The organism is Rhizobium sp. CB2179 (assembly GCF_057653455.1).
The window spans coordinates 2,309,500-2,333,268 of sequence record NZ_CM172781.1; the positions used below are offsets into that span (position 1 = coordinate 2,309,500).

General features: G+C 63.0%; 28 protein-coding genes and 1 pseudogene. 9 read left to right on the top strand and 20 right to left on the bottom strand.

Translation table 11 applies throughout. The annotated features are described in order from the left end of the window. Positions 1–68 precede the first annotated feature (68 nt). The 3 genes from AC244Q_RS11510 to AC244Q_RS11520 are packed head-to-tail and all read left to right on the top strand — an operon-like array spanning position 69 to position 2,355. Positions 69–683 (top strand): C39 family peptidase, encoded by a 615-nt coding sequence (locus tag AC244Q_RS11510; RefSeq protein WP_113545823.1) that lies wholly within the window; start codon positions 69–71, stop codon positions 681–683. A 34-nt stretch (positions 684–717) separates the two neighbouring features. After that, a complete protein-coding gene (locus tag AC244Q_RS11515; protein ID WP_128408016.1) occupies positions 718–1,794 on the top strand; it encodes a D-alanine--D-alanine ligase family protein in 1,077 nt (358 codons plus the stop codon). 15 nt (positions 1,795–1,809) lie between these two features. Then, positions 1,810–2,355 (top strand): AAA family ATPase, encoded by a 546-nt coding sequence (locus AC244Q_RS11520; RefSeq protein ID WP_113545939.1) that lies wholly within the window; start codon positions 1,810–1,812, stop codon positions 2,353–2,355. Between the two features lie 45 nt (positions 2,356–2,400). Here AC244Q_RS11520 and AC244Q_RS11525 read toward each other — a convergent pair whose 3' ends face one another. The 3 genes from AC244Q_RS11525 to AC244Q_RS11535 form a co-directional block, all read right to left on the bottom strand. Next, positions 2,401–3,018 carry a class I SAM-dependent methyltransferase gene (locus AC244Q_RS11525; RefSeq protein WP_113545825.1) on the bottom strand — a complete coding sequence of 206 codons (618 nt, stop codon included), beginning with the start codon at positions 3,016–3,018 and terminating at the stop codon, positions 2,401–2,403. A gap of 106 nt (positions 3,019–3,124) precedes the next feature. Further along, positions 3,125–3,634, bottom strand: coding sequence for a GNAT family N-acetyltransferase (locus tag AC244Q_RS11530; RefSeq protein WP_113545826.1), 510 nt, complete (start codon positions 3,632–3,634; stop codon positions 3,125–3,127). 56 nt (positions 3,635–3,690) lie between these two features. After that, on the bottom strand, positions 3,691–4,185 hold the full coding sequence (locus AC244Q_RS11535; protein WP_128408017.1) for a GNAT family N-acetyltransferase: 495 nt from the start codon (positions 4,183–4,185) through the stop codon (positions 3,691–3,693). A gap of 248 nt (positions 4,186–4,433) precedes the next feature. On the opposite strand from AC244Q_RS11535, the gene AC244Q_RS11540 reads away from it, so the two are divergent. Further along, positions 4,434–4,811: a VOC family protein gene (locus tag AC244Q_RS11540; RefSeq protein ID WP_113545828.1), complete on the top strand. Its 378-nt coding sequence runs from the start codon at positions 4,434–4,436 to the stop codon at positions 4,809–4,811. A 73-nt stretch (positions 4,812–4,884) separates the two neighbouring features. Here AC244Q_RS11540 and AC244Q_RS11545 read toward each other — a convergent pair whose 3' ends face one another. Together AC244Q_RS11545 and gndA are read right to left on the bottom strand one after the other, a co-directional pair. After that, on the bottom strand, positions 4,885–5,649 hold the full coding sequence (locus AC244Q_RS11545; RefSeq protein WP_113545829.1) for a carbon-nitrogen hydrolase family protein: 765 nt from the start codon (positions 5,647–5,649) through the stop codon (positions 4,885–4,887). A gap of 83 nt (positions 5,650–5,732) precedes the next feature. Beyond that, entirely contained in the window at positions 5,733–7,163 is a 1,431-nt protein-coding gene (gene gndA, locus AC244Q_RS11550; protein WP_113545830.1) for an NADP-dependent phosphogluconate dehydrogenase, read from the bottom strand. 232 nt (positions 7,164–7,395) lie between these two features. Here gndA and AC244Q_RS11555 point away from each other — a divergent pair, with 232 nt between their 5' ends. From AC244Q_RS11555 to AC244Q_RS11565, 3 genes are all read left to right on the top strand, one after another. After that, positions 7,396–8,187 carry a helix-turn-helix domain-containing protein gene (locus AC244Q_RS11555; RefSeq protein ID WP_113545940.1) on the top strand — a complete coding sequence of 264 codons (792 nt, stop codon included), beginning with the start codon at positions 7,396–7,398 and terminating at the stop codon, positions 8,185–8,187. 70 nt (positions 8,188–8,257) lie between these two features. Then, the gene (locus AC244Q_RS11560; RefSeq protein WP_113545831.1) at positions 8,258–8,656 is read left to right on the top strand and encodes an SRPBCC family protein; all 399 of its coding nucleotides are present in this window, start codon (positions 8,258–8,260) and stop codon (positions 8,654–8,656) included. Then, positions 8,657–9,019, top strand: a complete 363-nt coding sequence (locus tag AC244Q_RS11565) for a VOC family protein (protein WP_113545832.1) — start codon at positions 8,657–8,659, stop codon at positions 9,017–9,019. It begins immediately after the preceding gene. Between the two features lie 55 nt (positions 9,020–9,074). Here AC244Q_RS11565 and AC244Q_RS11570 read toward each other — a convergent pair whose 3' ends face one another. The 7 genes from AC244Q_RS11570 to AC244Q_RS11600 all read right to left on the bottom strand — a co-directional run bounded on the left by AC244Q_RS11570 (position 9,075) and on the right by AC244Q_RS11600 (position 15,545). Beyond that, the gene (locus AC244Q_RS11570; protein ID WP_113545833.1) at positions 9,075–9,791 is read right to left on the bottom strand and encodes a PAS domain-containing protein; all 717 of its coding nucleotides are present in this window, start codon (positions 9,789–9,791) and stop codon (positions 9,075–9,077) included. A 263-nt stretch (positions 9,792–10,054) separates the two neighbouring features. Continuing rightward, complete coding sequence (locus AC244Q_RS11575; protein ID WP_017988604.1) at positions 10,055–10,990, bottom strand: lipid A biosynthesis lauroyl acyltransferase; 936 nt, start codon at positions 10,988–10,990, stop codon at positions 10,055–10,057. A gap of 4 nt (positions 10,991–10,994) precedes the next feature. Then, positions 10,995–12,023, bottom strand: a complete 1,029-nt coding sequence (locus AC244Q_RS11580; protein ID WP_018074608.1) for a zinc-binding dehydrogenase — start codon at positions 12,021–12,023, stop codon at positions 10,995–10,997. Positions 12,024–12,079: 56 nt separating this feature from the next. Further along, positions 12,080–13,366 carry a beta-ketoacyl-ACP synthase gene (locus AC244Q_RS11585; RefSeq protein ID WP_003540471.1) on the bottom strand — a complete coding sequence of 429 codons (1,287 nt, stop codon included), beginning with the start codon at positions 13,364–13,366 and terminating at the stop codon, positions 12,080–12,082. A 12-nt stretch (positions 13,367–13,378) separates the two neighbouring features. Further along, a complete protein-coding gene (locus AC244Q_RS11590; protein WP_113545835.1) occupies positions 13,379–14,584 on the bottom strand; it encodes a beta-ketoacyl-ACP synthase in 1,206 nt (401 codons plus the stop codon). After that, positions 14,581–15,063, bottom strand: a complete 483-nt coding sequence (locus tag AC244Q_RS11595; RefSeq protein ID WP_003540474.1) for a 3-hydroxyacyl-ACP dehydratase FabZ family protein — start codon at positions 15,061–15,063, stop codon at positions 14,581–14,583. Before AC244Q_RS11595 ends, AC244Q_RS11590 begins: the two co-directional genes overlap by 4 nt. Positions 15,064–15,266: 203 nt before the next feature. Then, positions 15,267–15,545 carry an acyl carrier protein gene (locus AC244Q_RS11600; RefSeq protein ID WP_003540486.1) on the bottom strand — a complete coding sequence of 93 codons (279 nt, stop codon included), beginning with the start codon at positions 15,543–15,545 and terminating at the stop codon, positions 15,267–15,269. Between the two features lie 441 nt (positions 15,546–15,986). On the opposite strand from AC244Q_RS11600, the gene AC244Q_RS11605 reads away from it, so the two are divergent. Then, entirely contained in the window at positions 15,987–16,709 is a 723-nt protein-coding gene (locus tag AC244Q_RS11605; protein WP_113545836.1) for a Crp/Fnr family transcriptional regulator, read from the top strand. 29 nt (positions 16,710–16,738) lie between these two features. Here AC244Q_RS11605 and AC244Q_RS11610 read toward each other — a convergent pair whose 3' ends face one another. The 8 genes from AC244Q_RS11610 to AC244Q_RS11645 form a co-directional block, all read right to left on the bottom strand. Continuing rightward, positions 16,739–17,167: a L,D-transpeptidase gene (locus tag AC244Q_RS11610; protein WP_113545837.1), complete on the bottom strand. Its 429-nt coding sequence runs from the start codon at positions 17,165–17,167 to the stop codon at positions 16,739–16,741. Between the two features lie 139 nt (positions 17,168–17,306). Then, a complete protein-coding gene (locus AC244Q_RS11615) occupies positions 17,307–17,507 on the bottom strand; it encodes an ECs_2282 family putative zinc-binding protein (protein WP_113545838.1) in 201 nt (66 codons plus the stop codon). A 93-nt stretch (positions 17,508–17,600) separates the two neighbouring features. Next, positions 17,601–18,581, bottom strand: coding sequence for an adenosylcobinamide-phosphate synthase CbiB (gene cbiB, locus AC244Q_RS11620; protein WP_113545839.1), 981 nt, complete (start codon positions 18,579–18,581; stop codon positions 17,601–17,603). Beyond that, positions 18,578–19,597 carry a threonine-phosphate decarboxylase CobD gene (gene cobD, locus AC244Q_RS11625; protein WP_113545840.1) on the bottom strand — a complete coding sequence of 340 codons (1,020 nt, stop codon included), beginning with the start codon at positions 19,595–19,597 and terminating at the stop codon, positions 18,578–18,580. Before cobD ends, cbiB begins: the two co-directional genes overlap by 4 nt. Continuing rightward, positions 19,594–20,901, bottom strand: a complete 1,308-nt coding sequence (locus tag AC244Q_RS11630) for a cobyrinic acid a,c-diamide synthase CobB (RefSeq protein WP_113545841.1) — start codon at positions 20,899–20,901, stop codon at positions 19,594–19,596. Before AC244Q_RS11630 ends, cobD begins: the two co-directional genes overlap by 4 nt. Continuing rightward, entirely contained in the window at positions 20,898–21,737 is an 840-nt protein-coding gene (cobA, locus tag AC244Q_RS11635) for a uroporphyrinogen-III C-methyltransferase (RefSeq protein WP_113545842.1), read from the bottom strand. The genes AC244Q_RS11630 and cobA overlap by 4 nt, the downstream gene beginning before the upstream one ends. Before the next feature lie 189 nt (positions 21,738–21,926). Further along, positions 21,927–22,880, bottom strand: a complete 954-nt coding sequence (locus AC244Q_RS11640; RefSeq protein WP_113545843.1) for a nucleoside hydrolase — start codon at positions 22,878–22,880, stop codon at positions 21,927–21,929. Between the two features lie 70 nt (positions 22,881–22,950). Then, complete coding sequence (locus tag AC244Q_RS11645) at positions 22,951–23,370, bottom strand: cobalamin biosynthesis protein (protein ID WP_128408018.1); 420 nt, start codon at positions 23,368–23,370, stop codon at positions 22,951–22,953. A gap of 100 nt (positions 23,371–23,470) precedes the next feature. On the opposite strand from AC244Q_RS11645, the pseudogene AC244Q_RS11650 reads away from it, so the two are divergent. After that, positions 23,471–23,737: pseudogene (locus AC244Q_RS11650) on the top strand (TSUP family transporter); the annotation flags it as partial. Between the last annotated feature and the right edge of the window lie 32 nt (positions 23,738–23,769).

A 23,769-nucleotide genomic window follows, 5' to 3' on the forward strand; every position in this document is an offset into this window, starting at 1 on the left:
GGCATCGGTTCGAAAAAAGCCAAGATTGCCCGCCATCTCATGAGACGAGTCACGGGGATATCGACAGGATGCAGCAGAGCGGCGTGCCCTATTTCAGTCAATGGGAAACACCCGGCATGACACTGCCGGTGCTTGCCGAGGGATCGCAGGCTCTGCTCGGCGATCCGCTCTGGCGCCATTCGGGAGCCGCGACGATCGAGGAATATGCGCGCTGGGCGGTCAATGTCTGCGGCATGGCCTGCCTGAAGATGATCCTTGCTGCCCGCGGCGAGATCCATCCGACCCTCGAGCTTGCCCGCGCCTGCACTGCCTATGGCGGTTATGTCGTCAACGAGATCGATGCCTCGATCAAAGGGCTGGTCTACGCGCCCTTCGTCCGCTTCGCCGCCGACCGTTTCGCGCTTAGCGCGGAGACGATGACCGGCGTTGAGACATCGGCCATTCCCGAGCTTCTGTCGAAACGCCGGTTCTTCATCGCCTCGGTGAACTCGGGCATCCGCTGGCCGGAGCGCGAGCCGCCCTCGAAAGGCGGACACCTGGTGCTGGTGACGGCAGCCAGCAACGAGACAATCCGCTTTCACAACCCGTCCGGTCATGACGAAGCGAGCCAGGCCGATGTGACACTGCCGCTCGCCATCTTCGACCGTTTCTTCGCCAATCGCGGCATATCGGTCGACGCCTAACCCTTTTCAACACCAGATCGTTTTGGAGACTTTCATGACCCCATCCCCAAACAGGCTGCGCATTGCCGTGCTCTTCGGCGGCCGCTCGGCCGAGCATGAAGTTTCCGTGCTCTCGGCAACCAATGTCATGGGCGCGCTCAAGCCCGAGAAATACGACGCCGTCCCTGTCTTCATCACCCGCGACGGACAATGGCTGCTGAGCAGTTTCGAGGACGGCGTGCTGGCGACGCCTTCATCAGGCACGGAAATCTGCCTGGTGCCGGGTGGGTGCGGCCGCGTGCTGGCGATCCCAGCTCATGACGCGCCGCATGACCTAGCAAAGGTCGATATCCTGTTTCCTGTCCTCCACGGCCCGCATGGCGAGGACGGATCAGTGCAGGGCGCTGCAGAGGTGGCTCGCGTTCCACTCGCCGGTTGCGGCATCCTCGGCTCCGCCGCAGCGCTCGACAAGGACATCGCCAAACGCCTGCTGAGGGCAGCGGGCCTGCCGGTGGCGCGCGCGGTGACGATCCATGAGGGTGCCGTCCCTTCACTGGCAGCCTTGGAAGGTGAGCTCGGCCTGCCGCTCTTCATCAAGCCTGCGCGCCAGGGATCGTCGGTCGGTGTCGCCAAGGTCCATGCCAGCCAGGAATTCGCGCCCGCCCTTACCGAAGCCTTCCGTCACGATCGCACGCTGCTCGCCGAGGAATTCGTGCGCGGCCGTGAAATCGAATTCAGCGTCCTGGAAGATACGGCAGGAGAACTCTTCGTCTCTCGGCCGAGCGAGATCGTGCCGGCGGAAAGCCACGGCTTCTATAGTTACGATGCCAAATATATCGACGAGAAAGGGGCGGCGTTGAAAGTGCCGGCGGAACTACCGCAGGAGATCGAGACCGCCATGCGCGACGTGGCCTCAAAAGCCTTCAGAGCCGTCGGCTGCGATGGCATGGCCCGCATCGACTTCTTCCTGACGGATGACATGCGGTTCCTCGTCAATGAAATCAACACCATCCCCGGCTTCACCGATATCAGCATGTATTCCAAGGCGATGGCGGCAAGCGGCGTCACCTACGCCGAAATCATCGACCGCCTGGTGGACCACGGCCTGGCGCGGGCCCGACGGGCCGACTGAGACGGGCGCTTGATCATGAACAGGCTGGTCTTGATTTCGGGATGTTCCGGCGGCGGAAAATCGACGCTTCTTGCGGAACTTGCCGCTCGCGGTCATGCCATCGTCGAAGAGCCCGGCCGACGGATCGTCAAACAGGAACTTGAAGGCGACGGCGCAGCCCTGCCCTGGGTCGACATGGCGGCCTTTGCTCGCCGCGCAATCGAGATGGCGATGACTGACTACACGACGGCGCGTGAGCAGACCCGCTGGACGTTCTTCGATCGCGGGCTGATCGATGCGGCGGCAGCGCTGCAGCACCTGACTGGAGAACCGGTCCTGGAAAAATTGAGCGCCACCCACCGCTATCACCCGAGAATTTTTCTCACCCCGCCATGGCGCGAAATCTACACGACCGACCCCGAGCGGCGCCATGGCTTCGACGAGGCGGTCGGCGAATATGATCGACTTGCCGCCGTCTATCCCACGCTCGGCTACGACGTCGTCACGCTGCCGAAAATTGCGATCGCCGACCGGGCGGATTTCATCCTCGACTGCCTCTCTCGTGAAACGAGCCAGCCGTAGACGAGATCATCAGGGTCGTGCCTCTCGGCCGCCGTCTCCAAGGGCTCAGCGCCTGCGAAAGACGCACCACTGGAACGACTGCCGGCCACCAGTGGGTGTGGCGTGCTCCTCGCGCCAGTCACGCTGAAGCGCGAAGGGGGACGAGAATTCGGTCGCAAGCGCCACCGCGTCGTAACGCTGGACCGGCAAGCCGCTGCACCGTTCCGGCCCGTCCGGCGCGAAGGTCGCGATGATCACCACGCTGCCCGGCGCCGTGCCGGTTTCGAGCGCGCGGCGATATGCCAGCCGCTGCTCGGGCTCGGTGAGGAAGTGAAAGACGGCGCGGTCGTGCCACACATCGTAATGGCGGTCGGGCTGCCATGAAGTGACGTCGGCAACCACCCAGGCGACGCGGGCGGCTTCATCCCGCAACCGCGCCTTGGCGACTTCGAGCGCCGGCGCGGCGATGTCGAGGACGGTGAGGTCGGACCACCCGCGCTCGACAAGACGGTCGACAAGGCTCGATGCGCCGCCGCCTACATCGATCAGCGAGGCCGTGGCCGGCAGTTGCAGCTCGTCAAGCGCCCGCAAGGAAGGCCCAGGCGTCGGCTGATACCAGCTGACGCTGTCGGCAGGTTTCGTGCGGTAGACCTCGTCCCAGTGTTCCCGCTTATCGCCTGTCATCCGATATCCCCATCTCTTGCAGAGCCCGATATCCTAACCGATCAACATGTGAGAACTGAGACGTCTGCAACCAATCGCAGTACGCTCAAGACCCATGTTCCGCGTTTCAGGAAGCGAGGTGACGGTAAACGAGATCGGCAGGATCCGTTCGGGGTGCTGCGGGATCGAGGCGCGCGCCCAGCCGTTCGGCAACGGCAGCGGATGCAGCATTGCCGGGAGCAATATAGCTGACCAGCGACGGCGGCTTGAGCGTCGCGAAGGCCCAGTTGCGCAGCGCCAAGGCCGCTTCGGTCGCATAGCCTCTGCCCTCGTATTCCTCGTAGACGAACCAGCCCAATTCCTTTTCGGGAAAGAGCGGTCCGTGATTGATCCCCACCTGACCGACGCATTCGCCGGTTTCGCCAAGCTCGACCGTCAGCGCTCCGTGCCCGAAAAGCTGCCACAGAGCGACATCGTGACAGAACATCCCCCACGCCGCGCGCAGATCGAACGGACCACCCATTCCGATGGATCGCGGCGACGCCATGATCGCAGCATAGGCGGCGAAATCGTCGATGTCAGGCATGCGGAGCTTGAGACGCTCGGTTCGAATGGTTATCGCGCCCGCTTCGGACATGTCGTCGCCTTCTCTGTCAGGTTGGGTTTGGAGTTTCGGCCGTTGAACGGAATATTCTAGCTTTCAAATGCCGGGGCGAATTGCAACGTCCCGCTTGGCGGAGATCCGCGAAAAACAATCCTCTGCACGAGCCGCGTATCGAGGTCGAGATACTCCAATTGTCCATCGCTGCTGAAACCGACACGGCTGTAGATCTCGGGATTGCCGATCAGGGCGCATCCGCTGGCGCCCATCTCGTTCAACAATTCGAGACCCCGTGCAATCATCGCCTTGCCGACGCCCTGCCGCTGTCTCTCCGGCTTGACCGATATCGGCCCCAGCCCGAACCAGCCGTCATGCGCGCCGTTGATCGTCACCGGCGAAAACGCCACATGCCCGAGAATTTCGCCATCCTGCTCGGCCACCAGCGATATCTTGAGATCGCCCGCCGCACGAAGTCTTCGGACAATCTCCGCTTCCGTACCGTCGCTGTAGGGCATCGGCTTGAAGGCGGTCGAGGTCAGATCATGAATCGCATCGATATCATCAGGCGTTTCGTCTCGGATAAGCATCTCTGTCAATTCCTCAAGCGTGTTGTCGTCAGGGCTGCCTGTACAAACAGTGTCTTATCCCACTGAAACGAAGTGTCGTAGATCCCAGAAAATCTCGCGGGGATTCCGCTACCCCTCTTCCGCAGAAGATTTCGAGGCTATAGACCTAAGCTCCTGGGCACCGTCCTGCTGATCGAAACATCGGAGCGTACCATCTCTGTCGGCACCGTCCGAAGGGTATCTGCGTCTTCGCAATCAGAGGTTCTGCGATGAATGATATCGCCGATCACGGTGTTCGTTTCGGACGAATTGCCGCCATGCTGCCGGTCAAGGACATGACCAAGGCCTATGATTTTTACGCCAATGTCCTCGGCTTCAAGAAAATATTCGAGAACGGCAATCCTGTCGGCTTCATGATCCTGAAGCGCGATCAGGGCGAAGTGCATCTCACCTTGCAGCCGAACCACAAGGCTGCGGACTTCAATGTTGCCCACCTGATGGTCGACAATGTCGATGCCTTGCACGCGGTTTGCCAGCAATATGGGCTGAGAATCATCAAGAGCCTTCAGGACAAGGACTACGGATTGCGGGCCTTCGTGTTCGAAGACCCCGACGGCAACCGTATTGACGTTGGCCAGCGGATCTAAGCCAGCCATGAGAAGTGGATGGGGATACAGTCCCCATCCAACTTTCGCACATTCCCGAATTCCGCAGTGCTCGTCATTTGAGTCGAGCCCCTGCATCTTGTCCATCACAGGGAAAGTCGAAGACCAGCAAGCCGGGCTCCTCCAGCGGGAGCTGCGCCACGACCTCCCCTTGCCGGTTCAGCACGGCCGTCGGTCCCCAGGCGATGCGCCCATCGCGCTCGCCCGTTACGTCGGACGATATCAACCACAAGCCTGCCTCGCGGCATCTTTCACCGCGAACGGCATTATGCAGCGGCTTGAATATTTCCGCCTTCTCCCGTGGCATCATGTTGTTGGACAGGCATAAGATCAGCGACGCGCCAGACGCGGCGACCTTTGCGGCTGCCTCCGGATAATTGGTGTCGTAGCAGATGCTGATCCCGAAGCGCAGGGCACCGATCGCAAAGAGCGGACTGTCCTTTCCAGCCTCGAAGGCCCGTTCGCCGTGCAGCAGGTGGGTTTTCCGGTAGCGGCCGAGGAGAACGCCGCGCTCGACGACGACGGCGGTGTTGAACAATCGCCCATCATCGATCTCGATCAGCCCCATGACCAGCACCGGTCCCGACTTCCGCAACAGATCCAGGACCGCCGCGAACTCGGCTGATGCGAGATCGAGGGCAACACGCCGCGCCGATGCTTCATCGGTCAGGTAGCCCTGCAGAAAACCTTCTGGAAAGACCAGCAGGGCAACACCCTCAGCCTCGGCACGAGCGGCGATCCCGCAAGCATAATCCAGTGCCGCCTCGACATTCTCCCGAAATTCCGGCGTCTGCGCGGCGGCTATCCGAATGCTCGTCACTTAGATCTCCGGGTTCTCGGCCGCGGCATCTCAGCAAAAGGCCCGGCACAGTGGCCGGGCCTCTCCTTGAAAATCGGTAGACCTCAGAAGGTCGAGGCACCACTGCCCCAGGGGCCGTGGTGGAAATCCTTACCATCCAGGCGGTCGAAGCCGTGAGCGCCGAAGAAGTCGCGCTGTGCCTGGATGAGGTTTGCCGTTCCCCTGCCCTGGCGATAGGCGTCGAAATAAGTCAGCGCCGAGGTCAGCGCCGGCACCGCCAGGCCGGCGGCAATCGCGGCACCGACGACGCGGCGCAACGCCGGGATCGATTCCTTGACCATGTCGGAGAAAGCAGGTGTGACGATGAGGTTTGCAGCGTCAGGCGCCTTGGTGAAGGCCGAGGTGATCTCGTCGAGGAACTGCGAACGGATGATGCAGCCGGCGCGCCAGATCCTGGCGATCGTCGGCATCGGCAGCGACCAGTTGAACTCGCGCGACGCTTCCGCCATCACAGCGAAGCCCTGCGCATAGGCGCCGATCTTGGCGGCAAACAGCGCCAGCTCCAGATCCTTGTTGAGCTCGGGGCCGTAAGCGATCGGGAAGGACACGGCCTGCGTCCCGAAGATCTTCTCGGCGGCTTCGCGCTGCGATTTCATCGAAGAGAGGCTGCGGGCGGCGACCGCGGCTTCGATCGCCGTTGCCGGAATGCCCATGTTCTGCGCCTCGATCGCCGACCACTTGCCGGTACCCTTCTGGCCGGCCTTGTCGAGGATCATATCGACCATCGGCCCGCCGGAAACCGGATCGGTTGCAGCAAGCACCTTCTCGGAGATTTCGATCAGGTACGAGTTCAGGCGGCCCTTGTTCCATTCGCCGAAGATGCCGGAGATTTCGGAAGCGCTCTTGCCGAGGCCGTCGCGCAGGATGCCGTAGATTTCGGCGATCATCTGCATGTCGGCATATTCGATGCCGTTGTGGATGGTCTTGACGAAATGGCCGGCGCCGTCATTGCCGAGCCAGGCGACGCAGGGCTCGTCATTGTAGCGGGCGGCAATCGAGGTCAGCACCTTCTCGACGCGCTTCCAGGATTCCTCAGTGCCGCCGACCATGATCGACGGGCCATGGCGCGCACCTTCTTCGCCGCCGGAAACACCCATGCCGATGAAGGTCAGATCGGTATTCTTCAGCCGATCGAAGCGGGCGACGGTGTCGCGGAAATTGGCGTTGCCGGCATCGATCATGATGTCGCCCCTGGAGAGATGCGGGCGCAGCAGCTCCATCTGCTGGTCGACGGGCTCACCCGCTTTGATCATGATGACGATCGGACGCGGCGGCCGGATCGCATCGACGAACTCTTCGATGGTCTTGCAGGGAATGATCTGCTTCTTCAGATCGCCGGCGCTTTCGTAGAATTCGTCGGTTTTCTCCGGCGTGCGGTTGAACACCGCAATTTTATTGCCTTTCTCCGCGATGTTGAGCGCCAGGTTGGAGCCCATGACCGCAAGGCCGATCAGTCCGATTTCTGCCTTTTCCACGACAAACCTCCGATGTGTCAATTGGACCGGTGTTGTGGCACTGTCTCGGTCAAACGGCAAGTCTCGCAAGGGTCTAATCGGTTCGCAAAAGCCAATGAAATGAAGCGTGCAATATCGCCGCTTGTCCGACAACCCCGCCGGCTGCCGTCCAATTCGGAAGCCGCAAGTTTTTAGCGCGTCCTGCCCATAATGCCCTATCTCATGTTATCATCAGTGCCTCGGAGATATGGCATTGGCATCGGAAAAACGAAAAGACACGGCGCTCCTGGCGGCCCGCGCCGGCCGCTACCGCGAATATGCACCGCCGCCGACGCTGCGACGCCATTTCAACCGCCTCTGGTCGCATACGCTGCATGACGGACCGTCGGCAATGGTGGCGATCGTGCCCGATGGCTATTGCGATCTGCTCTGGATCGACGGCCGGCTGGTCGTCGCCGGCCCCGACAGGACGGCGGCCTTTCCCGTCATCCAGCCGGGCGCGACTGTCATCGGCGCGCGTTTTGCGCCTGGCGCTGCAGCACCCTGGCTGAAGACGCCGCTCTCGGCGCTGGTCGGCTGCTCGGTGCCCCTTGCCGACATCGGCCGGAAGGACACCGCCGAATTCGAAGCGCGGCTTGCGGATTGTCCCGACCCGTCGGCCGCGATGGCGCTGTTTAGCCGTCTGCTCGAAGGGGCCGCGCGCGATGCGGAGGAGCCCGCCCGCGACGCCGCCATGATCTTCGCCGCCGCCGACGGCGGTCGCCCGGCATCCGGCCTGCTCGACCGGCTCGGCATGAGCGAAAGGCAGCTGCGCCGTCGCTGCCACCATCATTTCGGCTACGGCGCAAAGACACTGGAACGGATCCGCCGGTTCCAGCGTTTCCTCGACCTCTGCCGCAAGTCGGGCACGATGCCGCTTGCCCGCCTTGCGCTCGAAGCGGGCTTTGCCGACCAGCCCCACATGACGCGGGAGGTCGGTGAGCTGTCGACGCTGACGCCCGCCGTCATTCTCGACCAGTTCGACATGCGGAAAAGAGCCGACTGACCGTTTTGTTCAAGACGCTGCCGGCCGGTCCGTTATTCTGACGAAAGCAAATGACAGGGACCTGCAAGCCATGACGACAATGCCCGCGAAAATCATCCACCGGTCGATCGAGCGCGATTGGCGCGACGTCTATGAATTCGCCGGAAAGCCGGAGAACATGCCGCTCTGGGCCTCCGGCCTTGCGAGCGGGCTCGATCCTGATGGTGCCGACTGGATCGCCGATGGCGCTCTTGGAAGAATCAGGGTGAGCTTCGTGCCTGCCAATGAATTCGGCGTGATCGACCATACGGTGACGATCGAATCCGGCCTCAGGGTTTATAATGCTCTGCGCATCGTGCCGAACGGCGATGGCTGCGAGGTCATGTTCACGCTGCTGCGCCTACCCGGCATGACCGACACACAGTTTTCCGCCGATGCCGCCCATGTCGAGAAGGATCTCGCCATGCTGAAAGCCCTGATGGAGAGATAGATGGCCGAGAAGACAGAAAACCACGACCGCCGCATCGACTATGTCGAATTCAACGTCGCCGACATCGCCGCCGCCAAAGCCTTTTACGGCTCGGCCTTTGGCTGGCGCTTCACCGATTACGGCCCCAATTATTGCGAATTCGACGATGGCCGGCTGAAGGGCGGCTTTTCCGATTTCGGACCGGTGCGGCCGGGCGGCGGCCCGCTGGTCGTCGTTTATGCCAGGGATCTGGAAGAGGTGCTGACATCAGTCGAGAAGGCCGGCGGCACGATCGTCCGGCCGATCACCGATTTTCCCGGCGGCCGTCGCTTCCACTTCCTCGACCGCGACGGTTACGAGCTCGCCGTCTGGGCCGCCGCTTAGCCGGATTACCCGAGGCTGCCCAATTGGTCAGGCTGCCTAAGGCTGGCGACCGGGATCAGGCAGCCTGCGACAGCCGGTCGATATCTTCCATGACGAGCAGGGCGCCGATCACCGTGCCACCCGCATCGCGTAGCGGCGACATGCGACAGCGCACATGCCGCGACCCGCCGCTGCCGTCTGAGCGCTCATAGGTATAGTCGATTTGGTCACCGGCAAAACAGGCGTCGAGCTTATGCTTGGCGCATTCGGCAAACCGCTCCTCGCCGATGAATTCGGAAAGGTGGCGGCCGATGAGTTCCATCGGCTTCCTGTTGAGATGGGCGCTGTTGGCTGGATTGGAATAGAGGTAGCGATAGTCCCTTGTCAGCACCGCCACGCGGTCGGGAAGGCTTTCGAGGATCACCGCGTTGAGGAATTGGCCATTGTCGGTATCCGGCACATAGGCCGGCGGCGGCTCGATGCGCACATCCTGCGGAGAAGGCACGCGCCAGTCCGGCCCATGCGCCCCGAAATAGCGGTCGAGCAGATAGGAAAGCACCGACGTGTGCTCCGTGACGCTGGCGCTGTCGTCGGCATCCTGGCTGATCAGGTGACTCACGAACTGCAGCTGCATGTAAACTTCAAGCAGATTGGCTGCCCGGCAGGCGAGGATTGCCTCGACCAGCGGCTCGACATGGCGGTCGAGCGCCGTGACGCGCTGGTCGTCGCCCAGGCGTATGGCTTCCTCGATTTGCACGCAACGCAAAGAAAAAGCTCGAAAAAGCTCCAGCAAGACGCCTCCCACTCCCATTGTCCCAAGAGACGAGTCCGAAACCTCACATGGCTGCATTTCCCAAAAATGCGCCTTCCGGTAGACATTATTCGCGTCTTGGTGGTGACGGGTAACATGAAGTGCCCTCAGTTTCAATCCGAGAGCACCTGCCGCTTTTCACCGCTGATAAATGGGGGTGGACCTTTTTTAGAGTATGATGCCGAAAAGTGTGAGCGGTTTTCGGGCGACATCGTGCTCCAACCACTCGTTTGGAGCATCCTATTCTAAGGCGCGAGCGTCTGCTTGATCTGCCAGCGGTCGTGATACCAGAGCCACTGCTCCGGATATTCCCGCACCCAGCTTTCCACCTTGTCGTTGAGCAGCTGGGCGGCGGCCGGCAGGTCGAGATTGCCCTTGGCGTCGCGCGGCATGTCCAGGCGTGGCTCGATTTCCAGCCGATAGCGATTTCCGGGCAGCCGGATGCAGCGCGCCGGATAGACCTCGCAGTCGAACTGGCGCACCAGCTTCGGCAGTAGCGGATTGGTCTTGACGTCGCGCCCGAAGAAGGTGCCCTTCAGCCCCTTGCGGAATTTCTGGTCGACCAGCACGCCCACCCCCTGGCCTGCTTCCAGCTGACGGGCGAGCGCGAAGGACGAGCCTGCATGCGAGGGCACCAGCTTGCCCATGCGGGCGCTCCGGAAGTCGAACACCTTCTTGGCGACATAAGGATTATTCGGCGGCCGGAAGAGCACGGTGACGGTGAGCCCGAAGGCGGCACCCGCCACCGGCAGCAGCTCGAAATTGGCGGTATGGCCGGTAAAGACGATGAAGGGGCGCGGATTGTCGCGCAGGTCGAGGAAGATCGGGACGCCCGACACCTCCACCCTGCCCGGCTCCGACTTTTCGGGATCATAGTCGAACAGCTGGTCGAGGAAGACGTATTCCGCCGCAAGTCGGCCCATATTGCCCCAGCTGGCGAGCGCGATCTCCTCGATCTCGGCCTCGCTCTTCTCAGGGAAGGCGTTGCGCAGATTGGTCAGCATCAGTCTGTGGCGGCTGGTCAGCCGGCCGAGGCGGCGCATCATCCTGTCGGCGAAGCGGATCGCGCCGTCGGCCGGAAACAGCTTCAGGAAATTCATGAAGCCGAACATCAGCTGAGCCACCAGCCATTGCTGGAAATTCCTCAGCGCCAGAACGATCCGGGTGATGAACAGCTTCACGCGGTCAATCCATCTTCAGGATGATCTTGCCGAAGATCTGGCGCGATTCCATCCGCTCCAGCGCCCGGTCGATATCGCTGAAGCTGACCTCGGTATCGATGACGGGATGGACGAGCCCGCGGCCCATCTTCTGCATCGCATCCGCCATGTTCTCCATGCGGCAGCCGAAGGAGCCGAAGAGCTTCAGCTGCTGCTGAAACAGCATCATCAGGTTCATCTCTGTCGAAACACCCGAGGTCGAGCCGCAGGTGACGAGGCGCCCGCCGCGCTTCATGCAGAGCATCGAGCCTGCCCAGGTGTCCTTGCCGACATGTTCAAAGACGACGTCGACCCCCTTCTTCTTGGTGAGCTTGCGCACCACGCCTTCGAAACGGTCGGTGCGGTAGTTGATGACGTGATCGGCGCCGAGCGCCTTGGCCTTTTCGATCTTGTCGTCCGAACCGACCGTGGTGATGACGGTGCAGCCGATCTTCTTGGCAAGCTGGATCGCCGCCGTGCCGATGCCGGAGCCACCGGCATGGACAAGGATCGTCTCGCCCGGCTCAAGCTTGGCATTGTCGAACAGCATGTGCTCGACCGTGCCGAAGGTGACCGGAGCAAGCGCCGCGCCGATCGCGTCGACGCCGGGAGGGGCCGGCACAAGCAGGCGCGCCGGCAGGTTGACCTTCTCCTGCGCGAAGCCGTCGAGATGGAAGCCGTGCACGCCGGAGACATGTTCGCAAAGGTTGTCGCGGCCTTCGCGGCAGGGGCGGCAGAGGCCGCAGGTACGCGCGCCGTAGATCGCCACCAGCTGGCCGGGCAGCACGTTCGCCACGCCCGGTCCGATCGCTTCGACGACGCCGGAAGCTTCCGCGCCGATGACGAGCGGCATCTTGCGCTTGGCGAATGCCATGCCGCGCCAGCCCCAGACGTCGATATGGTTGAGCGCCACCGCCTTGACGCGCAGCGTCACCTCGCCGGCACCAGGAGCGTCCGGTTCCGGCAGGTCGGTGATCTCAAGCTTGCGGTCATCGATCAGTTGCAAAGCGCGCATGGCAAAATCCCTCGCCTTCAAGACGGTCTTCTTGTTTTGAAATTGTCGCGAACCGCTTAAGCCGGTTCGAGCGCCATGACAAGGCTGGCATTCTGCCCGCCGAAGCCGAAGGAGTTGGAAAGCACGGCTGAAACCTGGGCTTCCCGCTTCTTGTTCGGCACGACATCGAGAACGATCGACGGATCGGGGTTGTTGTAATTGATGGTCGGCGGCAGCGTTCCGGTCAGCATCGTCTGCAGCGAGAACACCGCCTCGACGGCGCCCGCCGCCGTCAGCGTATGGCCGATCATCGACTTGTTCGACGAAACCGGAATGCCGACGAGCCGGTCGCCGAACACGGCCGACATCGCGCCATACTCCATCTTGTCGTTCTCCGGCGTCGAGGTGCCGTGCGCATTGATGTAGCCAATGCCGCTCTCGTCGATGCCGGCATCGGCAAGAGCCGCGCGGATCGTCGCGATTGCCGGGCCACCATCGGGCGACGACCGGGTGCGGTGGAAGCTGTCGGCCTTGTCGCCGGCGCCCTTCATGATGCCGAGCACCTTGGCGCCGCGGGCGACCGCCGATTCCAGCGATTCCAGCACCAGCGTCGCCGCACCCTCGGCGATGACGAAGCCGTCGCGATCCTTGCTGAACGGCTTGGAAGCCTTGGTCGGCGGATCATTCTGCGTCGAAAGGGCTGACAGCAACGAGAAGCGGATCAGCGCTTCGGCACTCAGCGATCCGTCGGTCGCGACCGTCAGCGCGCGATCGGTGCGGCCTTGGCGGATCGCCTCGATGCCGAGCTGGATCGCCGTGACGCCGGAGGCGCAGGCGGTCGACAGCGTGACGGGAAGGCCGCGGGTGCCGAACCGGTCGGCAAGGCGCTCGGAAATCGCGCCGAACAATGCGGCCTCATGGAAGGCCGGGTCCGGACGCTGGCGCAGCGCCGTCAGGAAGCGCTCATAGGCATCCCCCGGATGGTCGGAAGCCGGCGAACGGTCGGCAAGCTCGAAGCGCGCGCTCCACTCGGGCTCGATCGGCGGGGCGGCGAGGAATAGCGGGCCGTTGAAATCGCCGGAAAGGCCAGCATCGGCAAGCGCCTCGATCGTCGTTTCGCGGGCGAAGGCATAGGAGCGCTCGACGGCGTTCGGCACCGGAATGCCGATGAAATCGACGGTGCCGGCGATCCGCGTCGACAGGCCCTCGGTCGGGAAGCGGTTGATCTCGTGGATGCCGGACGTGCCTGACGAAAGCGCTGCCCAGTTGTCGCTGAGACCCTGGCCGAGCGAGGTGATAATGCCCATGCCGGTAACAGCCACGATCGGACGGCCGAGGTGATCTCTATAAGCGGAAGCTGTCATATCTCTCACTCCTCACGCATCTGCGGAAAGAACGGCAACGCCCTCGCCGCGCTGGTGTCCGACCGTGGTCACGACGGCGGCGGTGGCGCCTGTCCGCATCGGCGCCTCATGGGCGGCATCGAACGGCGGAACCTTGGCCTTGCCGTCGACGGCAAGGGCTGCGAGCGCCAGACCCAGCGTGAACTGCGTCTCGATCGTATGGCCGGTGACGCCGCCGAAGCCGCGGATCGCAACGTCGGGCAATTGATGCTCGAGCACCGCCCGCTCGCGGGCGGCAAGATCGTGCATGCCGGTCGATCCGGAAAAGATCGCCGTGCTCTCAGCGGCAAGCCCGGCGGCCGGTGCCAAAAGCCGCTCCAGCCGGACTTCGAGATTGCCGGAATTGCGGTTGCCGCGGTCGCCCTCGACCGCGTCGATGACGGCATAGATATGGGCGCCGCGGGCTTCAGCATGCTTGCGCGATTCGAGCACCAGGAAGGCGCCTGCCGAACCGGTGATCATGCCGCCGCCATCGCTCGGCCTACGCGACCAGAGCGGCACCCAGTCGCCGCGCGCATGAGCGCCGATCGCTTCGGTGAGCAGGATCATGTCAGGCCGTTCGGCCGCGAAGGCGCCTCCAACAAGCGCATGCGAGGATTCGCCCGATTTGATACGGTAGAAGGCGGTCTCGACGGCGGATATGCCCGCCGCTTCCTCGCCCATGAAGGTGCGCGACGAGCCGGTGACCTTGTGCACGATCGAGATATTGCCGGCGAGCAGGTTGGAAAGCTGGGCGAGGAACAGCGTTGGCCTCAGCTCGGTCGTCAGCTTCTCGTTGAGCAGCAATTCGCGGTCATTGCGCTTCAGCGCCTCGTCGACGATCAGCGTGTCGACATTGATGTCGCGCTCGCCGCCGCCGGCCGCCACGATCATGTCCATCGTGCCGCAGGCTTCGATATCATCCTTGAAACCGGCATCATCGAGCGCAAGGCCGGCGGCGAAGACGCCGATGCGCTGCCAGTTCTCCATCTGGCGTTGATCGCCGCGTTTGGCGATCTGCTGCGACCAGTCGATCTCGGGCAGCGGATGCACCGGATAGGGCTTGAACTTTTCGGTCTCGACAATCACTTTCGGCGTGCTGGCGGCCGAAAGCAGCGCGATATGCGCATCCTTGCCGACGCCCTGACAGGTGACGATGCCGATGCCCGAGATAACGACGTCGTTTGCAGCCTTACTCATCCAATCACTCCCTGCGCCGCGATCGCTTCGAGAAGCCCGATCTCGCCGGCACGTTTCTTCACGATATCGCCGAGCGGCACCTCGGAAAACGGCATGGTGCGCAGTTTCAGCTGCGCATCGCAGACCTTCTTGCCGCCGCTGGTGATTTTAGCCTTGGTGACCGCGAAACCCGAACCGTCATGCTCCAGCACCGCCTCGATGTCGAGCACGGCTTCCGGTTCGACGAAGGTGCGCATCTTGGCGCCGTCGACCGTCATCAGGAAGGGCATGGCGGCAAAATTGGTGACGGCAAGCACCAGCATGCCGGAGGCCTGGGCCATGGTCTCGATCAGAAGCACGCCGGGAACGAGCGGCATGCCGGGAAAATGACCCTCGAAGACGGGGCTCTTCGCCGGCACGACGGATCGCGCCTTAAGCGTGCCCTTCTTCAGGTCCACCGCTTCGACGCGGTCAATCATCTGGAAATATTCCAGCAGCATTCGGATCCTCCGACCCGACAGGCCAGATCCGCCCGCCGGTGACGCCAAAAGCGCGTCTGGTTCGCACTTTAGGTCTTTGTTTTATGCATGCCGTTGTCCCAAAACCGCTGCGCACTTTTGGGCGGCATGCACTAGTTAGGAACGAAACCGCCCGGCCGCCATATTCAGGGCGGCAGGGCGTTCAAAAAAGGCTGTTATATCGCTCAGGCCTTGGCTGCTTTGAGCTCGTCGATCTTGGCGCAGAGGTTCTTCAGCACGAAGTATTCTTCGGTGGAAACCTTGCCTTCGTTGACTTCCTGCGTCCACTTTTCGAGCGGGATCTTGATGCCGAATTCCTTGTCGATCGCAAAGACGATGTCGAGGAAATCCAGGCTGTCGATACCGAGGTCGTCGATCGTATGGCTCTCCGGCGTGATCGTCGCGCGGTCGATCTCGCTGGTTTCTGCAATAATGTCGGCAACTTTATCGAATGTAGCGGTCACGCGCTGTACCTCATGAAATGACGATTTAAACCCCCTCATAGGCAAATCCATTTCAAAAGCCAATGCTTTCGTCCCGGCGTTGCGGCAATTTGCCGGCTGGGTGTTGCCTAAACAGCAATGGAATGCCGGCCTTTGCCGTCACCCAGGGCGCAAGGCGATGCCGCAGCAGAAAGTTCGCCCCGCCGGCGGGGCGAAGAAGCCGTCCGAATCAAACCCGCGGACGGCCTCTTCTCGGCGCAGGCGCTTCCAACAACAGCCAGGGCACGGAAACTTTGATCTGGATCAAATCGCGATCCCGGCGAAATTGATAATCATCAAGCCGCGCCGGAAGAAATCGGGATAGCCGAACCCGCAATCGCGGCGTAATCGTCTAGGGTATGCCCAGCATGCCCGGCATGCGCAGCCACACCCGGCACACGCGGATTTCGAAGGGATCAGGACATGGACGTCGCACGCAGTGAGGTCTCCGACGCCGGCACTCTCGTCGCCTGCCGTTCCTGCCAGGCGCGGCACGGCGTCGTCTGCGGCGCGCTATCGAGCAGCCAGCTCCGGGAACTCGGCCGCCACTCGCTGCGCCGCAAGGTCGATGCCGGCAGCGAGATCATCGCTCAAGGCTCGGAAAGCTCTTTCTATTCGAACATCATGCGCGGGGTGGTGAAACTCTGCAAGGTGATGCCGGACGGGCGCCAGCAGATCGTCGGCCTGCAATTCGCCCCCGATTTCGTTGGCAGGCCCTTCGTGCGCGAGAGCACGCTGTCGGCCGAGGCTGCGACCGATTCCGAAATCTGCGTCTTCCCGCGCAACCTGCTCGACCGCATGATATCGGAGACGCCGGAACTGCAGCGCAGCCTGCACGATCAGGCGCTGAAGGAGCTGGATGCCGCGCGCGAATGGATGCTGACGCTCGGCCGGCGCACCGCCGAGGAGAAGGTCGCAAGCCTGCTCCACCTCATCGCCACCCACGCCGAACCGCAAACGGCCACAAGCACCGCCTTCGACCTGCCGTTATCCCGCGCCGAGATCGCCGACTTCCTCGGGCTGACGATTGAAACCGTCAGCCGTCAGATGACCAGGCTGCGCAAGAGCGGCGTCATTCGCATCGAGAATTTCCGACATATCATCGTCCCCGACATGGATGAACTGGAGCGGATGATCAGCGCATAAGAGGGATCAGCGCGGCGCAACCCGTTGGGTTAGCGCGTAATGACCACGCGGGTATTGGCAAGGCCGGCCTGCCGCGTCAGCGAGAAGAACTGGGCGGCATTGTCCGGATGCAGGCGAACACAGCCATGCGAGGCCGGCCGGCCCAGGCGCTTCAGGTCGAAAGTGGCGTGAACGGCATAACCGCCGTTGAAGAACACGGCGTATGGCATCGGCGCATTGTCGTATTTCCTCGAGCGGTGATCGCGCGACAGCCACTTGGCGCTCCACGAACCGGTCGGTGTGACATAGCCGTTGCGCGCGGTCGAAACCTTCCAGCGATACTTGACGAAGCCGTTCTCGGAAACAGTCATCGTCTGCTTGCCGATGCTGATATTGGCGACCAGCGTTGCAGCCTGAGCGGCAACAGGAGAAAACTGCAGCAATAAACTTGCGGCCGCGGCCGCCAAAATCGTCTTCATGATACCCTCTTATCGCCTCGGCGCAGTTTAATTGCGCCCCCACGAAAGAGAGACTACGGCAATACTTATTATATTGCTTTAATCCGAATGGTAATCACAACTCTAACGGCGCATGGCAGCAAGCGGGTACGCCGCAGGCTTACTGAAGCTTGCGCTTCGCCCCAGCCTGATTGAGCTGCTGGTAGGCCTTGTTCATCTTCTCGCGGATCGAGGCCATGGTGCCGAGATTATGGCCACAGGCGGCACAGGTGATGATGTCGGTTTCCCGGATCTCGGGACGCTCGAACTTCATCTTGGTGCTCTTGCACTTCGGGCACGGTAATTCAACCTGAACTGTCATCGCTCTGCTTCCGGTCTGGTGGAGGTAGGAGGCGTTTCGCATAAACGTTTGAGTGGGAGCTGTCTACCGAGGCGTGATCGTACCCTGCCGCCTCTACAGAAAACACAAGAAAAGCCCGAACGTAACACCGGCGAGCACCATGCAGCTGGCATAGAATACCGACACGCCGTCCTCGATGTCGCCTGAGGTCGCCACGTCGCGACCGGTGTCGTTGATCATCGGTTCACGCACGATGACGCCGCCATAGATGCGCGGCCCGGCGAGCTGGACGTCCAGCGCGCCTGCCATGGCCGCCTCCGGCCTGCCGGAGTTCGGCGAGCGGTGCAGGGCTCCGTCGCGCATCGCCACCCGGATCGCCTCGCGCCCGGCGCTTGTTCCCCGCCGGATCCAGGCGCCGGCGGCAATCAGCAGGATGGAGAGCCGCGCGGCCGGCCAGTTGGCGACATCGTCGAGCCGGGCGGACGCCCAGCCGAAATCGATGTATTTTTCCGACTTGTGGCCGATCATCGAATCCGCCGTGTTCAGCATCTTGTAGGCGAAGAGCCCCGGCAGGCCGAAGACGGCATACCAGAGCGCCGGCGCCACGACGCCGTCGGAGAAATTCTCGGCAAGGCTTTCGATCGCCGCGCGGCAGACGGCTGGCTCGTCCAGCGTCTCGGGATCGCGTCCGACGATGCGGGAAACGGCGGTCCGCCCACCGGCAAGCCCCTCGTCGCGTAAGGCGACGGCGACGGCCGCGACGTGATCGGCAAGGCTTTTCTGCGCCAGGAAGATCGCCACCAGCCCGGTCTCCAGCAAGATGCCGGCAAGGCCGAACAGCGCGAAGAACCGGTTGAACACGAAGCCTGCGGCTATAGCCACCACAAGCAGCACTAGGATGGCGGCGATACCGTTCATTCGGCGTTGCGACCCGGTAAGACTTTCCGGGTTGAGCTGCCGGTCGGCATAAGAGATCGCCGCGCCGAACATGACGACGGGATGCGGCATCCGCGACCACAACCATCGCGGATCGCCGGCGATCCGGTCGAGCAGCAGCGCCAGAAGCAGTACGAGAAGGTTTTCGTCGATCGTCATCGCTCAAATCTCTGAAGGGCTTCGCCAAGCCGCCTGTCGGCCGCCGGATCGGGCGTCAGCCCGAAACGCAGCCAATCCGGCGCATAGTCGAACTTGCGGACGAGAATATGATGGCGGCAGAGATGCGTGTAAATGTCGCCGGCTCTCGCATCGGCGACAAGGGTAAAGAGCGCCGTCCCTCCGGAGATTTGCAACCCGGCGCCCTTCAGCACCGCATGCAGGCCGGCGCTGCGCTCATCGATGCGGCCGCGGATCGGAGAGACATCCGAGCGCAGCAGCGAACCTGCAATCGAAAGAGCCGGGCCGGAGACCGCCCAGGGGCCGAGCCAGTCTTCGAAACGCGCGAGAATATCGCCGCGCGCAATCGCGAAACCGAGCCGGAGGCCGGCAAATCCGAAGAACTTGCCGAAGGAGCGGAAGATGATGAGGTTGGAAAGCTGCGGCGCATGGGATGCAAGGCTGAGCGCTGGATCGGTATCACCGAAGGCTTCATCGACGACGAGAAGCCCGCCTGCTGCCTTCATCCTGTCGTGCAGGGCAATCAGCGTATCGGTCGGCCAGACCCTCCCATCGGGATTGTTCGGATTGACGACGACGGTCAGCCGATGCTCGCTCCCGATCGCGGCAAGATCGTCGACCGCATCGACCGCAAAACCCGCGGAGGCGAAGGCTCGCGCATATTCGCCATAGGTCGGCGACACCACGGCGACGCGTTCGTCCGTCACCGCGATCCTACCGTCCTCGATGAGGCGCGGCAGAAGCTGAATAACCGATTGCGTGCCGGGCACCGGGAGCGGCAGGATCTCACCGCTGCCATAGTGATCGCGCGCCGCGCGCCTTGCCTCGTCGACGAGATGCCGGTCCGGCAGGCGGTGCCAAGCCCTTGCCGGAATGTCAGGCAGGGCGACAGGGCACGGATTGATGCCCGTGGAAAGGTCGAGCCAGTCGTCCGGCCTGCCGCCAAAGGAAGCGGCAGCCGCGGTGATGCCGCCGCCGTGGACGATCGGCGCGCTCATCCTGCAGCTCCGGCAAGATCGATCAGATGCATGTAGGAGCCGGCCACCTGGTCGCGCCTGAGACCGGCGGCACCCAGATCGGTTCCGAGCGCATCCTGCACCTGAAAAAGCCGCTTGCCCTCGCCCTCGGAGACGACGCTGGAATAGTGGAATTCATGGGCCGTCATCATCCGCGCAAAGAAGGCGCCGTCGAGCGGCACAACGCGGCGATAGCCGAGATGGCGCTTTCGCTCGGCATAACTGGTGACGACGGGCAGCAGGCCGAGCATTTCGTGGCGCTGCCCCTCCGCGTCGATCAACCCGTCGCCAAGCACCATGTAGCCGCCGCACTCGCCATAGATCCGGATGTCGCGCGCTGCCGCATCGAGCATGCCGGCGCGGAAATTCTGCGCCTCTGCAAGCCGTCCGGCATGCAGCTCGGGATAACCGCCGGGCAGATAGATCGCATCGGCATCCAAAGCCGGCGCCTCGTCGGCGAGCGGCGAGAAAAAGGAGATCGCAGCACCCCGGCGGCCCCAGCCGAGCAGCATATGCTCGTAGGAAAAGGCAAAGGCGATGTCGCGCGCCACGGCGATGCGTGCGCCCAGCGGCGGCAGCCGGTCGATATTGGCGGCCGATGGCCGGTTGAGCCCCTGCTTTGCAATGCGCAGCAGGAATTCGAAATTGCATTCCTCGGAGACCGCATCCGCCGCATGGTCGATGAAACCGTCAAGCGTGGCATGTTCGCCGGCCTGGACGAGGCCGAGATGGCGCTCCGGCAGGGAAAGCCCTTTGTCGCTGCCGATAACGGCGATGACGGGCATGCGGATAGCCTCCAGCGCCTGTCGCAGCATCGCCTCGTGCCGGTCGCTGCCGACCTTGTTGAGGATGACGCCGGCGACGCGGACATCGGCGCGGAAACCGGCAAAACCGGCAACCAGCGGCGCCACCGACTGCGACATGCGCGAGGCGTCGACGACGAGCACCACGGAAAGCCCGAGCTGGGCGGCGAGATCGGCCGCCGTTCCCTTTCCGTCGGCCGCGCCGTCGAAAAGCCCCATCATCGCCTCGATGACGAGGATGCGGTCGCCGGAGCGGTGAAGCGCGGCATTGGCCGAGATCAATTCCGGGCGCATCGCCCAGGGATCGAAATTCAGGCAGAGCGTGCCGCTTGCGGCCGCATGGAAGGCGGGATCGATATAGTCAGGGCCGGCCTTGCCGGGCGCGACCGCGATGCCGCGCCGGCGGAGCGCTCGGAGCAGCCCGAGCGTCACCGTTGTCTTGCCGGCGCCGGAGGAAGGTGCTGCGATCAGGAGGCCGCTCATGCCCTCACCTTGCCTGACCGGCGGAACGGATCGGGCAGCAAGCGCCGCCCAGCCAGCGCACCGAGCCAATCGAGTGAAGCCCGGAGCCGCACCACCTCGCCGACGACGACTACGGCCGGCGGTTCGAGCCCTGAAGCGGCAACGGCCTCGGTCGCCTCTCCGAGCGTCGTCTCCAGCACCTGCTGCCGGCCGGTGGCGGCATTGCAGACGAAGGCGACGGGCTCGGACGGCAGCCGGCCGGCGGCGATCAGGCGGGCGCTGATCTCGGCGATATGTTTCATCGCCATATACATGACGATGACGGGCGAACCTCGGCCGATCGCGTCCCAGTTGATCCTGTCGGGTACGATGCCGGAGGAATCATGGCCGGTGAGGAAGGTCACGGCATGGTTGATGTCGCGATGCGTCACCGGAATGCCGGCATAGGCGAGCCCGCCGATACCGGCAGTAATGCCGGGCACGATGCGGAAGGGGATATTGTGTTCGACCAGCGTCAACGCCTCCTCACCGCCGCGCCCGAACACGAAGGGATCGCCGCCCTTCAGCCGCAGCACCCGCTTGCCGGCGCGCGCCAGCTCCACCAGCCGCAACGAAATGTCGCGCTGTTTCGCCGAGGGCTTGCCGCCGCGTTTGCCGGCATATTCCACCAGCGTTTCCGGCCGCGCCAGCGCCAGGCATTCCTCGTTGACCAGCGCATCGTGGACGATGACGTCGGCCTCGAAAAGCCCCTTGGCGGCGAGCAGCGTCAAAAGCCCGGGATCGCCGGGACCGGCGCCGACGAGCCAGACGTTGCCCGGCTCAAGCGCCGGAAGATGGGAGAATGCGGCATCGATCATCTTGCTGATCTAGGCCCCGCAAAGGGCAAGGTCAACGCCGCGCCCATCACCTCACTTGAAGTTGCTGAGATGATCGTGACTCACTTTGTGAAGCGTCGGATTCAAATCCTCGGAGAACCCGCACAACGCAATGAATATATTACAATATATCCCGAAGGCCGGCAGCATCGCGGCCGGCCTTCGAACTTGTCAGGCTGCAAGCAGTGTATTGCGAATGAGGTCGAGGACCTTCTCCGACTCGATGCCGGTGCAGACGATCTGGCTCGGCAAGCCATCCCAGGCGCCATCAGGCGGAAAATGCCGCCCATCTCGCCTGACGATCGTCTGGCCATCGGCGATGCCGCCGCAGACGACGCGCACCGCACCCGATATCGACGAGAACAGCTCCGGCGCCACGGCATAGACGCAGGCGCAGCTGTCATGCACCATCATGCCGTCTTCGACCGCATGCTTGTAGAAGTCGATGTAGGACTGCGAGAGTGCGTCGAGCTGCTTGACCGCCTTGTCACCCCTAGCTGCCATTTCGCCGAGATAGCTGCGGCTCATCGTGGTGATCGCGGTGACGTCGAGGCCGATGACCGCCACCTTCCACGGCGCGGTCATGACGATGTCGGCAGCCTCGGGATCACCGTGGATATTGGCCTCGGCGACCGGAGAAACGTTGCCCGGCACATAGAAATTGCCGCCCATGATGACGACGTCCTTGGCCAGCGTCGCAATCTCGGGATCTTCCTTCAGTGCCCGCGCCAGATTGGTCATTCGGCCCACGGCGACGAGGCGCACCTCGCCCGGATGGGCGCGCACCGTGTCGATGATGAAGCGATGCGCCGGGCGCGGATCGAGCGGCAGGTCGATCGTCTCCGGCACGTCGATATCGCCGAGGCCGTTGTCGCCGTGCACCATGGCCGGCCATGGCCGCTCCGCGCGCGAGGAATCGATGGTGACGCTGGCGCCTTTGGAAACGGGTGCCGGAATATTCCATTCGCGCTTGAGGAAGAGCGCATTGCGCGTCGTCGTCTCGACCGAGGCGTTGCCGAAGACCGTGGTGATGCCGAGAAGGTCGATTTCGGGATGGCGATGCAGGAAGAGAAGCGCCATGGCGTCGTCGACGCCAGGGTCGGTGTCATAAATGACCTTGTGCATGAGATATCCTCTAGATGTGAACCGTGAGGCTGCCGGACGGCACCGCGAATTGCCGCCACCATAACGTCCACTAGGCTTTCTGCAACCCGCTGCGGGCGACTGCCGCCGTCGCATGTGCAGATTTGATCTTGGCGACAGCGAGCTCGGCATCCGGCCCCGCAGCCGCCAGCGCAGCTGCCTCGGAGACCCCATGGCAGCCGACGCGGGCAAAGACGATCGCGGAAGGATTCGTGAGCCGCGGCGTCTCCTCCTCCAGCCGCAGCGCACCGAAGAACATGGCAGGCACGGAAAAATGCGCGGCAACGGCAAGGATCGCCGGCTCCAGTCTTCGGCTGTCGATCGAGGCAATGGCTGTGAGTTCCGCCGCGCCGATAGCGGCTACGTCGAGCGCCTCGATCGCAAGCGCCAGCACCTCGGCAGGCGGCGTCCCGCGCTCGCAGCCGAGGCCGAGCACGTGGCGCCTCGCCGTATCGAAAGAGATATCGCTCATGGAAACCGTCAAATACGCCCTGCCCATGTCTTTGCAGCCATTGCAGCTTGGGGCGGCAAATGCAACAAGGCCGTCCGAAATCCCTGCCCGGAATACCACCTTGCCCGATATCGCCTTCCATCTGCTTCTGCTGCTCTGCGCAGCGGCTTTCTTTGCCGGGTTTGTCGATTCCATTGCCGGCGGTGGCGGCCTCATCAGCGTCCCCGTCATGCTGATCGCGGGCATTCCGCCGCTCCAGACCCTCGGCACCAACAAGGTGCAGTCCCTCTTCGGCGCGGCCTCGGCCACGATCGCCTATACCCGCAAGGGCCATGTGCAGCTTGCGGAACAATTGCCGATGGCGCTGATGGCTGTCATGGGCGGTTCGACCATCTTCCATTACCTCTGACGTAATTGATA

Coding starts and splice junctions, on each gene's coding strand:
- AC244Q_RS11560 (WP_113545831.1), top strand. CDS start 8,258: ATGACGACAATGCCCGCGAAAATCATCCACCGGTCGATCGAGCGCGAT.
- cbiB (WP_113545839.1), bottom strand. CDS start 18,581: ATGACGATCGACGAAAACCTTCTCGTACTGCTTCTGGCGCTGCTGCTC.
- AC244Q_RS11640 (WP_113545843.1), bottom strand. CDS start 22,880: ATGCACAAGGTCATTTATGACACCGACCCTGGCGTCGACGACGCCATG.
- AC244Q_RS11515 (WP_128408016.1), top strand. CDS start 718: ATGACCCCATCCCCAAACAGGCTGCGCATTGCCGTGCTCTTCGGCGGC.
- AC244Q_RS11610 (WP_113545837.1), bottom strand. CDS start 17,167: ATGAAGACGATTTTGGCGGCCGCGGCCGCAAGTTTATTGCTGCAGTTT.
- AC244Q_RS11580 (WP_018074608.1), bottom strand. CDS start 12,023: ATGCGCGCTTTGCAACTGATCGATGACCGCAAGCTTGAGATCACCGAC.
- AC244Q_RS11530 (WP_113545826.1), bottom strand. CDS start 3,634: ATGTCCGAAGCGGGCGCGATAACCATTCGAACCGAGCGTCTCAAGCTC.
- AC244Q_RS11615 (WP_113545838.1), bottom strand. CDS start 17,507: ATGACAGTTCAGGTTGAATTACCGTGCCCGAAGTGCAAGAGCACCAAG.
- AC244Q_RS11585 (WP_003540471.1), bottom strand. CDS start 13,366: ATGACAGCTTCCGCTTATAGAGATCACCTCGGCCGTCCGATCGTGGCT.
- AC244Q_RS11525 (WP_113545825.1), bottom strand. CDS start 3,018: ATGACAGGCGATAAGCGGGAACACTGGGACGAGGTCTACCGCACGAAA.
- AC244Q_RS11630 (WP_113545841.1), bottom strand. CDS start 20,901: ATGAGCGGCCTCCTGATCGCAGCACCTTCCTCCGGCGCCGGCAAGACA.
- cobA (WP_113545842.1), bottom strand. CDS start 21,737: ATGATCGATGCCGCATTCTCCCATCTTCCGGCGCTTGAGCCGGGCAAC.
- AC244Q_RS11520 (WP_113545939.1), top strand. CDS start 1,810: ATGAACAGGCTGGTCTTGATTTCGGGATGTTCCGGCGGCGGAAAATCG.
- AC244Q_RS11590 (WP_113545835.1), bottom strand. CDS start 14,584: ATGAGTAAGGCTGCAAACGACGTCGTTATCTCGGGCATCGGCATCGTC.
- AC244Q_RS11645 (WP_128408018.1), bottom strand. CDS start 23,370: ATGAGCGATATCTCTTTCGATACGGCGAGGCGCCACGTGCTCGGCCTC.
- cobD (WP_113545840.1), bottom strand. CDS start 19,597: ATGAGCGCGCCGATCGTCCACGGCGGCGGCATCACCGCGGCTGCCGCT.
- AC244Q_RS11540 (WP_113545828.1), top strand. CDS start 4,434: ATGAATGATATCGCCGATCACGGTGTTCGTTTCGGACGAATTGCCGCC.
- AC244Q_RS11535 (WP_128408017.1), bottom strand. CDS start 4,185: ATGCTTATCCGAGACGAAACGCCTGATGATATCGATGCGATTCATGAT.
- AC244Q_RS11605 (WP_113545836.1), top strand. CDS start 15,987: ATGGACGTCGCACGCAGTGAGGTCTCCGACGCCGGCACTCTCGTCGCC.
- AC244Q_RS11565 (WP_113545832.1), top strand. CDS start 8,657: ATGGCCGAGAAGACAGAAAACCACGACCGCCGCATCGACTATGTCGAA.
- AC244Q_RS11510 (WP_113545823.1), top strand. CDS start 69: ATGCAGCAGAGCGGCGTGCCCTATTTCAGTCAATGGGAAACACCCGGC.
- AC244Q_RS11595 (WP_003540474.1), bottom strand. CDS start 15,063: ATGCTGCTGGAATATTTCCAGATGATTGACCGCGTCGAAGCGGTGGAC.